At 70.4% G+C, this 14,646-nt stretch carries 13 protein-coding genes and 1 riboswitch; of the genes, 1 reads left to right on the plus strand and 12 read right to left on the minus strand.

Annotation, left to right across the window (positions count from 1 at the left end; translation table 11 throughout):
- From panC to fbaA, 12 genes are all read right to left on the minus strand, one after another.
- Positions 1-1,044, minus strand: a 1,044-nt coding sequence (gene panC, locus AC08OX_RS07910; protein WP_476607208.1) for a pantoate--beta-alanine ligase, incomplete at its 3' end; no start/stop codon positions are given.
- A gap of 200 nt (positions 1,045-1,244) precedes the next feature.
- Positions 1,245-1,451 carry a hypothetical protein gene (locus tag AC08OX_RS07915; protein ID WP_476607209.1) on the minus strand — a complete coding sequence of 69 codons (207 nt, stop codon included), beginning with the start codon at positions 1,449-1,451 and terminating at the stop codon, positions 1,245-1,247.
- A gap of 299 nt (positions 1,452-1,750) precedes the next feature.
- Positions 1,751-2,662 (minus strand): phosphoribosylaminoimidazolesuccinocarboxamide synthase, encoded by a 912-nt coding sequence (locus AC08OX_RS07920; RefSeq protein WP_043590473.1) that lies wholly within the window; start codon positions 2,660-2,662, stop codon positions 1,751-1,753.
- Between the two features lie 97 nt (positions 2,663-2,759).
- Positions 2,760-4,067, minus strand: coding sequence for an adenylosuccinate lyase (gene purB, locus AC08OX_RS07925; RefSeq protein ID WP_476607210.1), 1,308 nt, complete (start codon positions 4,065-4,067; stop codon positions 2,760-2,762).
- A complete protein-coding gene (gene purE / locus AC08OX_RS07930) occupies positions 4,064-4,588 on the minus strand; it encodes a 5-(carboxyamino)imidazole ribonucleotide mutase (protein ID WP_011438725.1) in 525 nt (174 codons plus the stop codon). The genes purB and purE overlap by 4 nt, the downstream gene beginning before the upstream one ends.
- A 3-nt stretch (positions 4,589-4,591) precedes the next feature.
- Positions 4,592-5,902: a phosphoribosylamine--glycine ligase gene (purD, locus tag AC08OX_RS07935; protein ID WP_476607211.1), complete on the minus strand. Its 1,311-nt coding sequence runs from the start codon at positions 5,900-5,902 to the stop codon at positions 4,592-4,594.
- A 338-nt stretch (positions 5,903-6,240) separates the two neighbouring features.
- Positions 6,241-7,086, minus strand: a complete 846-nt coding sequence (locus AC08OX_RS07940; RefSeq protein ID WP_476607212.1) for a hypothetical protein — start codon at positions 7,084-7,086, stop codon at positions 6,241-6,243.
- Between the two features lie 137 nt (positions 7,087-7,223).
- Positions 7,224-8,507, minus strand: coding sequence for an adenylosuccinate synthase (locus AC08OX_RS07945; protein ID WP_476607213.1), 1,284 nt, complete (start codon positions 8,505-8,507; stop codon positions 7,224-7,226).
- Between the two features lie 91 nt (positions 8,508-8,598).
- Positions 8,599-9,033 carry a DUF3151 domain-containing protein gene (locus AC08OX_RS07950; RefSeq protein WP_476607214.1) on the minus strand — a complete coding sequence of 145 codons (435 nt, stop codon included), beginning with the start codon at positions 9,031-9,033 and terminating at the stop codon, positions 8,599-8,601.
- A gap of 85 nt (positions 9,034-9,118) precedes the next feature.
- Entirely contained in the window at positions 9,119-9,838 is a 720-nt protein-coding gene (locus tag AC08OX_RS07955; RefSeq protein WP_476607215.1) for a transglycosylase family protein, read from the minus strand.
- A 686-nt stretch (positions 9,839-10,524) separates the two neighbouring features.
- Positions 10,525-11,202 (minus strand): transglycosylase family protein, encoded by a 678-nt coding sequence (locus AC08OX_RS07960; protein ID WP_476607216.1) that lies wholly within the window; start codon positions 11,200-11,202, stop codon positions 10,525-10,527.
- An 18-nt stretch (positions 11,203-11,220) separates the two neighbouring features.
- A riboswitch (cyclic di-AMP (ydaO/yuaA leader) is annotated at positions 11,221-11,433 on the minus strand.
- Positions 11,434-12,351: 918 nt separating this feature from the next.
- Positions 12,352-13,389: a class II fructose-bisphosphate aldolase gene (gene fbaA, locus AC08OX_RS07965; protein ID WP_476607217.1), complete on the minus strand. Its 1,038-nt coding sequence runs from the start codon at positions 13,387-13,389 to the stop codon at positions 12,352-12,354.
- A gap of 203 nt (positions 13,390-13,592) precedes the next feature.
- On the opposite strand from fbaA, the gene AC08OX_RS07970 reads away from it, so the two are divergent.
- Positions 13,593-14,222: a DedA family protein gene (locus AC08OX_RS07970; RefSeq protein ID WP_476607218.1), complete on the plus strand. Its 630-nt coding sequence runs from the start codon at positions 13,593-13,595 to the stop codon at positions 14,220-14,222.
- Positions 14,223-14,646: the final 424 nt, after the last annotated feature.

Here is a 14,646-nt window from a genome sequence, read left to right on the forward strand (position 1 = left end):
TTCCGGAGGCAGGACGAGATCGATGTTGTCGATCAGGCGGGTGGTGCCCACCCGGGCTGCGACGAGTAGCAGAGCGGGACCGCTCCGGACCGGACGTAGATCGTCGGGGCTGGCCAGGGCGAGGTAGTCCACGTCCACCCCGTCCGCGGCGGCCAGGACCTCCCGCGCGGTCGCGAGCACGGCGTCCCGCCCGCCCGCCTGGGCCCGTGCCCCGGCGGCGAGCGCTCGGGACAGTGCGAGCGCGCTGCGCCGCTGGTCGGGGGTCAGGTAGACGTTCCGGCTCGACATCGCGAGGCCGTCGGGCTCGCGCACGGTCTCCACACCGATCACGGTGACGTCGAAGGCGAGGTCCGCGACCATCCGGCGGATGCAGACCAGCTGCTGGGCGTCCTTGCACCCGAAGAACGCCAGGTCCGGACGGACCAGGTGGAGCATGGTCCCCACCAGGGTCAGCATCCCATCGAAATGGCCCGGACGGGCGGCGCCTTCAAGCAGCTCACCGAGCGGCCCGGCCTGCAACCGGACGAGCGGCGGCGGGTCGTGGATCACCCCGGGGGCGAAGACGAGATCGACTCCTTCCCCCGCGCACACGTCGAGATCGGCGGCCAGGGTGCGCGGGTACCGGTCGAGATCCTCACCCGCGCCGAACTGCAGCGGATTAACGTAGATCGTGGCAACCACCTGGTCCGCTTGGGCCCGGGCGACGCGCAGCAGCGAGGCGTGGCCCTCGTGCAGCGCTCCCATTGTCATGACGACGGCTCTGGTCGGGCGCGGCTGCCCGGCTGCCGCCCGAGTGGGCGCGCCGTCCGGCGCGGGCAGACCGGCCTCATCCCGCCGGGCGATGTTGGCCTGCCGGTCGAGCGCGGCGAGCGCGGCGCGCAGCTCGGCCCGGTCTCTGGCCAGGACGGGACGGGACGAGCCGGGGAGCGTGCTGGGCCGGGCGGAGGGGGCAATGCTCCTTGCGGAGGGGACCGTGGCGGTGGCCGCCTGATCGCGGGATTCCGTCGATGGGCGGCCGGGCGTGGTGGAGAAAACAGTAGTCATGATCCGTTCCAGTCCTCGGATGGGGTACCGGACGTCGTTGGCAACTGTAACTCGGCTGCAATGGTTGCCGCCCTCCCCTGTGAGCTGGGCTTCGTTCGGGCGATCGTCCCGAACGAAGCCCTCTGCTCACGCCGGAAGGTGCAATTTGTTGCTTTATGACGTTATGCCCCACTTCGTGGGGGCGGCGAGTCCGCCGGAGTTCAGCTCCCGGCGTGCGCGGGCTCAGCCCGCTCAGGGGCCTCGGCCCCCTGGGGGGAGGAGGGCGTGGGGGCTCCTGGGCGGGTGTGCTGCGCGACGTAGGTGCCGGCGGCGATCGCCGCCGCGACCGGCCATTCGATGATTGAGGCCGCGGCGAGCCCGCCGAGTCCCAGGTAGTAGGCGCTCTTGCCCAGTGACGGCCACTGCATGCTCGTACCTCGTCCAACCTCGAACCGCGACGTGAGTAGCGGTGCCCGGACCGTGAAGGTGCGTGTGCCAGACGATCGCTCGGGGCCCGTGGGCGCGGCCGGCTGCCGCTGGTCCCGCGCAGGGGCAGAGGTGTCCGTGTCCTCCCGGTGCGGCTGTGTCCGTGCCCGTGGCGGAGGGTCCGTCTTCGTGGCCATGGCAGCTCACCTCTCTCGATATCTCGATCTTCTAGGAGAGAACTTAAGATGAACTTATAGTATCCAGAACATAACTTCTCGTGCTGTTCGCGATGCGAGCGCGGTCAGACGGTGGACAGGTAGTCCTTGAAGGAGATACCGGTCAGTCGCTCGTAGGCCTCCACGTAACGGGCCCGGGTCGCCTCGACAACGTCCGCGGGCAGCTCCGGCCCCGGCGCGGTCCTGTCCCAGCCGGTACTCGTCAGATAGTCACGGATGTACTGCTTGTCGAAGGACGGCTGGGAGGCCCCGGGCCGCCAGGTGTCCTCCGGCCAGAACCGGGACGAGTCCGGGGTCAGGACCTCGTCGGCGAGCCGCAGCGTGCCCTGGGTGTCATGACCGAACTCGAACTTGGTGTCAGCGAGCAGGATGCCGCGCTCGGCTGCGAGGACACTGGCCCGGCCGAAGATCTGCAGGGTCAGCCGCTCGAGCTCGGCGGCGAGCTCGGTGCCGATCCGGCCGGCCGCGTCGGCCCGACTGATGTTCTCGTCGTGCTCACCGATCGGCGCCTTCGTGGACGGCGTGTAGATCGGTGCCGGCAGCTTGCTGCCGTCCACCAGCCCGGTGGGTAGGGGATGCCCGCTGACCGCGCCGGTGCGCTGGTAGTCCTTCAGCCCGCTGCCGGTCAGATAACCACGGGCGACGCACTCGATCTGCACCATGTTCAGGCGTCGGCACAGCATCGACCGGCCACGCAGCTGCTCCGTGTACGGAGTGAGCTCGGCGGGGTACTCGTCGACGTTCGAACTGACGACGTGGGACGGGACCAGGTCGGCGAGCTGGTCGAACCACCACAGCGAAAGCCCGGTGAGAACGGCTCCCTTGTCGGGAATCTCGGTCGGTAGGACCACGTCGAACGCCGAGATGCGGTCGCTGGCGACCAGCAGCACGGCGTCGTCCCCGACCGCGAACAGCTCCCGGACCTTGCCCGAACCCAGGTGGGTGAGTCCGGCGAACTCCTCATGTGTAAGCGGCATAGACAGACCGTACCCAGGGAGAACAACAGCACCTGCCGGCCGGGGCACCGCGCCATGCCTGCGCGGCTGCGCGGCGGGTCAGGTGCGGGGGTGCGGGTCAGGTGAGGGCCGCCAGGGCGTCGAAGACCGAGCCGAGGCGCTCGGTGTAGCGCTCGGGCCGGCTCACCTCGTTGAGCCTGGCCTCGTCCAGGGGCAGGCCGCGGTCGCCGGCGTGCTTGCGCAGCGTTTCCCGGAACGGCACGCCGGTCTGCCAGGTCTCCATCGCCGCCGCCTGGGTGACGGCGTAGGCGTCCTCGCGGGACAGCCCCGTCTCGACGAGTTCGAGCAGCACCGCCGAGGTGTAGACCAGCCCGCCCGTGGCATCGAGGTTCGCCCGCATCCGTGCGGTGTCCACGACCAGCCCGGTGACCAGCCGGGTCGTCAGGTGCAGCAGGTAGTCGACGCCGGTGGCGGCATCCGGCAGCGCGATGCGCTCGGTGGAGGAGTGGGAGATGTCGCGCTCGTGCCACAGCGGCACGCCCTCCAGCACCGGGACGTACTGCGCCCGGACGATCCGGGCGAGCCCGGCGATGCGCTCCGACATGATCGGGTTCTTCTTGTGGGGCATCGCGGAGGAGCCCTTCTGCCCGGAGCCGAACGGCTCGGACAGCTCCCGGACCTCCGTGCGCTGGCCGTGCCGGACCTCCAGGGCGACCGCCTCGCAGACGGTCGCGAGCCCGGCCAGCGCCGCGACCCAGGAGGCGATGCCGTCGCGCAGCACGACCTGGGTGGCCACCGGGGCCGCGGTGAGGCCCAGCTTGTCGGCCACGTAGGCCTCGACGTCGGGGTCGATGTTGGAGTACGTCCCGACCGCGCCGGAGATCTTGGCGACGGCCACGTCCGCGCGGGCCGCGCGCAGCCGGTCGCGGCAGCGGGCGAGCCCGAACGCCAGGTCCGCGACGCGGTGCCCGAACACCGTCGGCTCGCCGTGGATGCCGTGCGTCCGGCCGACCCGCAGGGTGTTCCGGTGGGCCAGACCGAGGTCGCGCAGCGCGGCGACGAGAGTGTCCGCCCGGGCGAGCAGCAGGTCGGTCGACTCGACCAGCTGCAGCGCGAGCGCCGTGTCGAGCAGGTCGGAGGAGGTCATGCCGAAGTGCACGTAGGCGGCGGCGGACCGGGGTTCGGTGCGGTCGGCCCAGGCGGTCAGGAAGGCGATGACGTCATGCTGGGTGACGGCCTCCACCTCGGCGACGGCTTCGGGCGTCGGAGCGGGGGCGGCCCGGACCGGCTCGATGGAATCGGCGGGGATGCGGCCCGCGGCGGCGTGCGCCTCCATGACCAGCACCTCGACGCGACACCACAGCTCGTACTTGTGCGCCTCCGACCACACCCGGCCCATCTCCGCCAGGGTGTACCGGCCGATCATGGCTGGCTGCCGGCCGCAGCCGCCGCGCTCAGCCCGTCCGCCGCGGCCTGCTCGAACTCGTCCTTGAACGCGGCCAGCTTCAGCCCCAGATCGGGATCGGCCAGCGCCAGGATCTGGATCGCCAGGATCGCCGCGTTCGTCGAGTTGTTCAGACCCACGGTCGCGACCGGGACGCCCGGCGGCATCTGCGCGATGGCGAGCAGCGAGTCCATGCCGTCCAGCGCCCCGCCGGAGATCGGCACGCCGATTACCGGCAGCGTGGTGAGGGCCGCAATGGTGCCGGGCAGCGCGGCGGCCAGGCCTGCCCCGGCGATGACCACCGAGATGTCGCGGGCCCGTAGCTGACCCACGTAGTCGGCGAGGGTGCGCGGCGCGCGGTGCGCCGACAGCGACACCTGCTCGTAGGGCACACCGAAGCGTTCCAGAGTGGCGCCGGCCTTGCTCATGGTCTGGGTGTCCGACGGTGATCCGAAGACGATCGCCACCTGGGGATGATCCGGCCCGGGGGTGCTCTGCGACACGGTCTACTCCTTCTTTCTATGTCCTGCGGGATCCTCGCCGGACGCGATGTCCGTTCGACGGACGTCGGCCGCGTGGCGCATCCGGGACGGATCTCCGATGTCGGTGCGGTAATGGGCGCCGGGCAGCGAGATGCGGCTGACGGCCTCGTAGGCCGATCCTCGCGCGGACTCCAGGTTGGAGCCGATGGCCGTGACGGACAGCACACGGCCGCCGGCCGAGACGATCCGGCCATCCGGCTCCCTACGGGTACCGGCATGCAGGATGTCGACGCCGGCCAGCGCGCCGGCGGCGGCGAGCCCGCGGATCGGGTCGCCGAGCCTGGGGGCCACCGGATAGCCGTGCGCGGCGACGACGACGCTGATCGCCGCGCCGGAGCGCCACACCGGTGCCCGCCGGCCGGAGAGCACGTCCGTCAACGGCGTCGTGAGCAGGGCGAGGATGGCCTGCACCTCGGGGTCACCGAAGCGCACGTTGAACTCCACCACCCGCGGCCCGCGGGTGGTCAGCGCGAGCCCGGCGTAGAGCAGACCGGTGAACGGGGTGCCGCGCCGGGCCATCTCGGCCACCGTCGGCCGGATCACCGTGGCGACGATCTCCGCCGGCAGGCCGTGCGAGGCCCAGGGCAGCGGGGTGTACGCGCCCATCCCCCCGGTGTTCGGGCCGGTGTCGCCGTCGCCGACCCGTTTGTGATCCTGCGCCGGCAGCATCGGGAGGACCGCGCCGGACTCGGTCACCACGGCGAACAGGGAGACCTCGGGCCCGTCGAGGTACTCCTCGAGAACAACCCGGTCGTCCGGTCCGCGCAGGCTCGCGCGGACCGCGGCGACGGCCGCGTCGCGATCTTCGGTCACCGTGACGCCCTTGCCGGCGGCGAGCCCGTCGTACTTCACCACGTACGGCGGGCCGAAGACGTCCAGGTCGGCCAAGGCGGGCTCGATCTCGGTGTGGTCGCGAGAGGCCGCCGTGGGCACCCCGGCGGCGCGCATGACCTCCTTGGCGAACGCCTTGCTGCCCTCCAGCCGGGCCGCGGCCGCGCTCGGGCCGAAGACCGCGAGACCGCGGGCGCGTATCTCGTCGGCGGCCCCGGCTACCAACGGCATCTCCGGACCGACGACGGTGAGGTCCGCGCCGACCGCCTCAGCAAGGTCGGCGACGGCGTCCGGGTCGGCGACGTCGAGCGGGCGGGGCTCGGCGAGCTCGGCGGTTCCGGCGTTTCCGGGCGCGCAGACCAGCGAGCCGACCCGGGGATCGCGGGCGAGCGCCCGGCACAGCGCGTGTTCACGGCCGCCGGAGCCGACAACAAGAATCTTCATCAGTTCACCTCGCGACGCAAGCAGCGGCCCGGTGCGCGGCGGCGAATTCCCGGTAACGCCGGCGGAGCGGGCCGCGTCGCCGCCACGGCCGTGCGCGGGGGACGCGAGGGTCGGTGGCGGCCGTCACCGGTTGTCCCTGGCGCGCGGCGCCGGGACGGAGATCCGGACCGGGCGCGGGTGCCATCGCGAACCGGCGAACCCCGCCTGGGGCATCGCGTCGTCGCAGTTCGGTCGGGTCACGGTTCCACAGTAGCGGGTGTGTTGATCATCGTGTGCGTCGTGCCCGGTCGGTGCCGGTGACTCCCGGCCGATCATCTGGGACGATCCGCGCTGAGCGACTACAGCCCGACACCCGACCGCCAGAGCAGGTGGGCCATGCCGTGCACCAGGTGCAGCGCGCAGCGGCGTGCGTCCACCTCGGCCATGCCCGCGACGATGGCGGCGGCGTCGACCGGCCAGACCCGGACCTCCCGGCCGAGCACGGTCAGCGGGGCGGGATCGTCGCGGCCCTCGAAGGCGCGCCCACCCGGTTCGACGAACAGGTGCAGCGACCGCCCCGCAGCCGGGAAGTTCTCGCAGCGCCAGTACAGCAGTGGCCACGCCTGTAGCCGTTCCCGCCGTCCCGGCCAACGCCGGCGGCGACCGGGGTCGACGGCAGCCTCACCCGCGTCCGCCCGATCCGCCCGATCCGCCGGGTCGGCCCGGGCCGCCGGGTCCGTAACCGCCCGTGGCGCCCCGCCCTCGCTCAGGTCCAGCGCGGGCAGCGGCCGCCCGGCACGGTACCGCACCGGTGCGCGGTGCGGCGTGGTGCGGGTCGCCCGCACCGTGACCGGTGGTACCAGGTGTTCGGCCGCGCAGAAGTCCAGGAAGTCACGGATCTGGGTGTCGACGTGACTGGCGACGGCCGCGGCGCGTTCGAGCCGCTGTGCCTCGGCCCGCTTCGAGCTCCGGATGGCGTGGCTGCCCCGCAGCAGCACGTCGGTCAGGGTCTGCGGCAGAGCCTCGCCGGTGGGGGAGAACCCGACCGGCCAGGCGTCGGAGTCGGTCGGGTGCAGGTAACCGCGTCTCACGGCCGGTGGCCAACGGGCCGGTTGCGGGGCTTCGGCCGGTTCCGGCAGCGACAGCGGTGTCTGCCCGGGGATGGAAGGATCGTCATCCGACGGCCGGGACCTGACAACGGCCACCGCCACCACCCCCGGACGTCATTGCTTTGCGTGACTGCCCAAGCGTCGATGGTAATGCTTCCGGGTGCAACCGGAACCGACCGGATCTCGGCCCGCGCCGGGCGGGATCAGATCAGGTCCGTTCCGGACCAGTCGTTTCAGACCAGGTCATTGATGACGAGCGTCTGGTCCCGCCCGGGACCGACGCCGACCGCCGACACCGGGGCGCCGGAGAACTCCTCCAACGCCCTGATGTAGTCCTTCGCGGCGCCGGGCAGGTCGGCGAACGACCGGACGTCGGAGATGTCCTCGTGCCAGCCGGGCAGGTCGGTGTAGATCGGCTTGGCGTGGTGGAACTCGGTCTGGGTCATGGGCATCTCGTCAACCCGTTCGCCGCCGATGTCGTAGCCGACGCAGATGGGCACCCGGTCGAAGCCCGACAGGACGTCCAGTTTGGTGAGGAAAAGGTCGGTCAGGCCGTTGACCCGCACCGCGTAGCGGGCGATTACGGCGTCGAACCAGCCGGTGCGCCGCGCCCGGCCGGTCGTCACGCCGAACTCCCCGCCGATGCGGCGCAGCTCCTCTCCGACCTTGTCGTCCAGCTCGGTGGGGAAGGGGCCGGCGCCGACCCGGGTCGTGTAGGCCTTGATGATGCCGATCACCCGACTGATCCTCGTCGGGCCGATGCCGGCGCCGGTGGCCGCGTAGCCGGCGGTCGGGTTCGATGAGGTGACGAACGGGTAGGTGCCGTGGTCGACGTCGAGGAGGGTGCCCTGGGAGCCTTCGAGCAGCACGACCTTGCCCGCGCGCAGCGCCCGGTCGAGGATCAGACCGGTGTCGGCGATGTGGGGTTGCAGGCGTTTCGCGTAGTCGGCGTACTCCTCGACCACCTCGTCGAGCTCGATCCGGCGCCGGTTGTAGACCTTGGCCAGGATCTGGTTCTTCTCCCGTAGCACCAGTTCGAGCTTCTTGTGGAAGATGCCCGGGTCGAGGAGATCCTGCACTCTGATGCCCGTACGGGCAACCTTGTCGCCGTAGGTGGGACCGATGCCGCGACCGGTGGTACCGATCCGCGCCTTGCCCAGGTAGCGCTCGATGACCCGGTCCAGCGCCCGGTGATGGGGCATGATCAGATGGGCGTTCGCGCTGATCAGGAGCCGGGAGACGTCGATGCCGCGGGCGGTGAGCCCGTCCATCTCGGCCAGCAGCACGCCCGGGTCGATGACGACCCCGTTGCCGATCACGGGAACGCAGTCGGCCCGCAGCATGCCACTGGGAATCAGGTGGAGCGCGTAACTCTCCGCCCCGATGACCACGGTGTGGCCGGCGTTGTTGCCACCCTGGTAGCGGACGACGTAATCGACGGCGCCGCCCAGGAGGTCGGTCGCCTTTCCTTTTCCCTCGTCGCCCCACTGGGCACCGATGAGGACAAGAGCAGGCACCGGGCGAGGTTACTAGGGATGACGGGGTCGTGGGGCCGGCTGCGGCATCCTCGCTGGTCTCCACCACCGACACGGCCTGATGAACTCACTGTCAGGTGAAGCCGAGCTCACTGGCAGCGACGGGATCGCTGTCGGCCAGGAACATCCGGCAGCGGGTGGCCTCCTCGGCCTCCCCGATGGCCGCGGCCGCCCGACCGAGAGCGGCGAGCGAACGCAGGAACCCGCGGTTGGGTTCGTGTGACCAGGGGATCGGCCCGTTGCCCTTCCAGCCCGAGCGGCGCAGGGCGTCGAGGCCGCGGTGATAGCCCGTGCGGGCGTAGGCATAGGCCTCGACGGGTCGTCCGCCGGTGAGCGCGAGCTCGGCGAGCGCGGCCCAAGGCACGCTGAACGCGGACAGCCGGGCGGCGACGGCATCCGGCGGATCACCGGCGACCAGCGCATCGGTCGCGGCCGCGTCGGAGGGCAGGAGCGTCGGCGGCGGACCGGAGAGCAGGTTGGGCTTTCCCGAGGTGGACGGCGTCATCATGAGTGCATCCTGCCCGACGACCGGCCGCACACGTCATGGAGGTCACCCCGGACGCGCTTGCCCTGCGCGCACGGTGACCGGTCGGTCAGGCCCTGACGCTGACGTTCCACAGATTCTGGCCGACGACCCCGGGTTGACCGTCGCTCACCCGGGTGAGGTACGAGTACAGCGCGGCGATGCCCTGCGACTGCGGTCCGAACTTGCCGTCGACGGTGAGTACGAAGCCCTTCTGACGCATCCTGTCCTGCCAGACGAAGGCGTCCGGGCGAACGTCGTCGCTGAGGGACGCGTCGAGGACCGTGCCCCTGAACGAGCCGTCCCCCATCTCCCGGCGGGCCCGGTCCAGCGTTATGGGGGGTTCCACCGGGGTGATGGCCTGCTGGATGACGTCACCGGAGCCGCCCGGGACACTGGCCGGGCCGTTGTTGGTCAGGCCCATCTTGACCGAGCAGGACGGCCATGGCTGCCAGCCCCGCTGGTTGTAGAGCTTCGCGGCCGCCTCGTCCTGCGTGGCGGGCGATGCCTGGTACGGGCGGCCGGAGTACCCGAGCCCGTGCCAGGTCTGGTCGTCGAACTGGTAGGCACCGGAGAAGCCGTTGCCGGTGTTGACCGCGTAGTTGCCGCCGGACTCGCATTGGCGGAGCTTGGCGAAGTCGTCGGAGGTGGCCGCGCCCGCCGGAGCCGCGGTGACCGCGAGGCCGCTGCCGACGATGGCCGTGACCGCGCCGGTGGTGCGCAGGATGCGACCGGCGGGCGATGGGGCCTGCGGTGCTCGATGTCTGCCGCCACGACGCCCAGAGGGCATGTCAGTCCAATCCCGTCGCCTGCGGGGTGAGCTGTCGGGTGCGGGCTGGGATGGCCCGGCCGGAGGATCCGACCCCGGGTGGGAACCGCTCTCCACCATGGGCCGGGACGCACCGGCTTTACCCCAAGGACGCCGCTTGCGGCGCCCGAAATGTGGGTCCCCCACTCCTGCCCGCTGCGGTCGATGTTCGTTCCGGCCGCTCGTACGGGGGCAGGACTCGGCGTCCGTCCGGGCGGCCTCGCCGACGAGGCGAGTGAGAGGCACTCTAGCGAGAACCGCTCATGGAGCGCAAACCGGGGTGGTCCGGAGTAACCAGTGAGGATCGCGCGAATCGTGCCACTTCCATACAGGTTCCGCAGGTGGCTCGCTGGTCCTGCTGTTCCTCGTCGGCCTTGCCGAAGATCGGCCCCGCCGAGGATCGGCCCTGCCGGAGGCCGGTCAGGGTGCGGTCCGGGTGATGTCAGGGTGCGGTCCGGGTGATGCTGGTGGTGGGTTGTACGGGCCGGCCCGTACGGGCCGTCAACCGGAGATCGTCCGGAGGCCGGTCGGGCCAGCCCGTCGTCGAGGTGAGATCCCCTGACCGGTGTCGCCGGGGTGGGATGTCCGGTTCCCGCGGCGGTCGTCCCTCCGCCACGGGAGCGGAGCGAATGGATCAGCTGATGGAGCTGATGGAGAGGATCAGCGGATCAGCGGAAGGTGGCCCGCCAGGTCGCCGGGCCGACGATGCCGTCGACGGCGAGTCCCTTGGCGGCCTGCAGGGCGCGGGCGACTGCGGCGGAGCGTGGTCCGTAGCGGCCGTCGATCGTGAGCGGATAGCCCAGATGGTTGACGCGGGCCTGCCAGGCCCGCACGTCGTCACGTACCTGCCTGGCCAGTGCGGTCGTCAGGTTACGGGTGAATACAGGAGTGCTCATGGAGATGGGACTGACCGTCAGCTCGCGGCGTTCCGTCGTGCGCGAGGCCTGGCCCGAGGAGCTCGACGAGCCGCCCGCGAGCTGGTCGGCGCCCATCCCGCGGCCACAGGCCGGCCACTGGCCGAAGCCGGACCTCCGGGCGAGCTTGAGTGCGGCCTCGTCCTGGACGGCCGGGGGAGCCTGGTGCGGCAGACCGCCGTAGCCGAGGCTGTGCCAAGTGCTGGCGGAGAACTGGTAAGCGCCGTAGTACGCGTTGCCGGTGTTGGTCGTGTAGTCACCGCCGGACTCGCACTGCCGCAGGCCCGTCCAGGTGGTGGCCGCATCGGCCGGCTGGCTGAGCGCGAAGGTGCCGCCCACCGCCGCCGCGAGTACTGGCGCGACCACGAGAGCCCGGGCCCGGCTGCGGGTACCGGCGCGGCATTGTCGGCCACTGATACGTGCGTCGGACATGTCTTGTGGTCCTTCCCCACGCCTGCGAGGTGAGCTGTCGGATTCGGGCTGGGAACTGCCCGGCCGTGCCAGGGATCCCTGGAGACGGAAGCCGCACCGGAAATACCTTTCCGTGTGGTCGTCGCACATGGCTTCACCCCGAGAGCATCGAATCCTTTCGATACTCGGAGATGGGTCCCCCGTTCCTGCCGCCCGGTTCGAGAAATCGTCGGCCAGGGGCAGGATTCGGCGTGCCGCCCGACGAATGCCCGACGTTGTTGCCGGGCACGGCGAAAACCATAACCACGCCGCCCGGCGAGTCGCCAAGCATTGAATAGGGTGCGTGAAAAAGAGCACACTCGGCGCGCCTGCTTGAGTAGGAACTGGCGGCCTGGTATCGCGCGTGCGCGCCCGCTCATCAACCTGGCGGTACGGCGTGCGGAGGCATTTGTGCTCGGCCGGTCACCCTGTTTGCCGATGGTCGACGATGAGCGGAGAGTCCCACATCAGGCCAGATGTGTGACATGTCGACAAAGGCGTGACGGCCCTGCTACGAGATCGACGCGAGTGATCGGCCTGATACTACACTTCGTCCATTGAAGCCTGTTTTTGTGAGAAAAACAACGGAAATCGGGCGGTAACTTACAGCGTTGTGATTTTTGCACACGGCGGATTCAATCGGACACCTACTGTAAAAAGCGCCTGTCGGGCCACCGCAGTGGGCGAAGGGGTTCCGTGGGGGCGGGGCGGTAGGTGAACGGTTACCGAAGGTCCGGTGCGTGTCCGCTCATTTGGCCGAAACCTGCTGGTTGCCGGCGGGGGCGGCGTTACGCGAGGAGCGGGATGCCGCGCCCGCTAAACAGTGGTCCCCCAGCCGTCGGAGCGACCGGGGGACCGTGCGGGCCGGCATAGTACGGGAAATCGGCGGGTCGTGCATCGGACCGGGGCGGGTCGGATGTCCGCCGCGTGCCGGTCGTTCCGTCCGCCGGAAATGATGGAGAGGGTCGGACCGAGGGGCCCGGAGAATGTCCTCGGACGAGCGGCGGCGGTTGCTCGGTTGCCTGGTTTCGCGGCCGGTGGCTATCTGTCCGCCTGTCCGCCAGCCGGCGGACAGGCCGGCCGGTATCCGACGAACCGATCCCGCCAGCCGGCGTGCGCTCCTGGGCCGGACTATGCCCGCCCGAGGCTGGTGCCGGCGGAACGGAGGTCCTCACACGCCTGGGCGACGCGGGCCGCCATGCTGCTCTCCGCGAGCTTTCCGTAGGTACGCGGGTCGTACGCCTTCTTCACGCCGACCTCACCGTCCACCTTGAGAACGCCGTCATAGTTTTTGAACACGTGGTCCACGATGGGGCGGGTGAATGCGTACTGGGTGTCCGTGTCCACGTTCATCTTGACCACCCCGTAGTCGAGGGTCTCGCGGATTTCGGTGAGAGCCGACCCGCTACCGCCGTGAAAGACGAGGTTGAACGGCTTCGCGCCGGCTGGCAGCCCGAGCTTCCTGGCGACGTACTCCTGTCCTTCGTGCAGAATCGTCGGGCGTAGCTTGACGTTTCCGGGCTTGTACACACCGTGCACGTTGCCGAAGGTGGCGGCGAGCAGGTAGCGCCCCTTCGCGCCGGTGCCGAGCACCTCGGCCGTCCGCCACATGTCCTCCGGCGTCGTGTAGAGCTTCTCGTCGATCGCGCCGACGACGCCGTCCTCCTCGCCGCCGACGACCCCGATCTCGACCTCGAGAACAATCTTTGCGGCGGCGGCGTCCGCGAGTAGTTCTTCGGCGATCTTGAGGTTCTCCTCGAGGGGGACCGCCGAGCCGTCCCACATGTGCGACTGGAAGAGCGGCTCGCGCCCCTGGGCCACCCGATTCTTCGAGATCGCGATCAAGGGACGGATGTAGGTGTCAAGCTTGTCGGCCGGGCAGTGGTCGGTGTGCAGGGCGATGTTGACCGGATACGCCTCCGCGACGTGGTGGGCGAACTCGGCCAGTGCCTCCGCGCCGAGGACCATGTTCTTCACCGTCGAGCCGGACAGGTACTCGGCACCGCCGGTGGACACCTGCACGATGCCGTCACTGCCGGCTTCGGTGAAGCCCCGCAGCGCGGCGTTCAGGGACTGCGACGAGGTCACGTTGATCGCGGGGTAGGCGAAGGACTGGGCCTTCGCCCGGTCGAGCATCTCGGCGTATACGTCTGGCGTGGCGATGGGCATCGGTGGGGCTCCTTACGAACCTGTAGGGGCGCCGATCAGCCATGCACCCGCGGTGCAGGGCAGCCGGATCGGGCCGAAGCCCGCCGTGGACTCCTGATGGGCGAAGGGTATGACGCCTTGCCCCGTCCCGGGATCGGATGCGGCTGACGTCGCCGGCGCGGTGCGGATCCGCGCGATGTGGTCCCCGCCGACTTGGTCGGCGGGTGCCGACCAAGGGCCGGCACACTGGTCGAGTGGACGTCGGCAGCCTGTCCGGGATGACGCTGTACGTCGTCCTCTTCGCGGTCATCTTCGTCGAGAGCGGGATCCTGATCGGGTTCTGGCTTCCGGGTGACACCATTCTCTTCGCGGCCGGGCTGATGGCGGCGGACGCGGCGTCGAACGTGTCCGTCGCGGTCCTCGCGATCGGGGTCGCGGCGGCAGCCACCGTCGGGGCGGCGGCGGGCTACTACACCGGGCATCGTCTCGGCCGGCCGTACCTGGAGCGCAGGCACGCCACGGTGCTGGCCCGTACGGAGGAATTCTACCGGCGGTTCGGGCCGATCACCCTGGTTGTGGCCCGCTTCGTGCCGTGGGCGAGGACGTTCGCGCCGGTACTCGCCGGGACCGTGGCGATGTCATGGTCCCGCTTTCTGATCGCGGTCGTGCTCGGGGCGCTCGTCTGGGGGACCGGATTGATCCTTCTGGGTTATACGGCGGCAGCCATTCCTGGGCTGCGGGACGCGGCGGTGTGGATTGCGCTCGTAGTGATCGTCATCTCCGTCATCGCCGGGATCGCCGGCGAGCTGCTGCGTCGGCGATCGGGCCGGCTCCCCGACCAGGGGCCGCGGTAGTCCGGGGCGGGCGAGGAGCGCCGAGGGGGCGGGCGAGGAGCGCAGGGATGTTGTCCGTCAGTGCCCCGCGGCGCCGGATCCTGCCGGGAGATCCGTGGGCCGGTAGTCTCCACGACGTTACGACCAGATCACATTGGACGATCAATTCCTTTTCTTATGGCAATTTCTGGCTATGGCCGGCTAACCTTGATCGATCCAGGTATGCGGTCGGGGGTCCGACCACCGAAGGATTCGATGCTTCGACAGCACGGGCGGCACCATGCGGGACGGCGTCGCGCCGGCCCCGTCCTCTGCACCGCGGCAGGGGCCTTGACCGCGGTTCTGACGGTCGTGCTGCTCGCGGGTGGTCATTCGGCACCGCGTGACGGTGACCGCCTGGCTGGCCGCGCCGGCACGCAGCCGGATCGGGGCGTGGTCGGGGTGG

Source organism: Frankia sp. CoBUL1 (assembly GCF_978021245.1).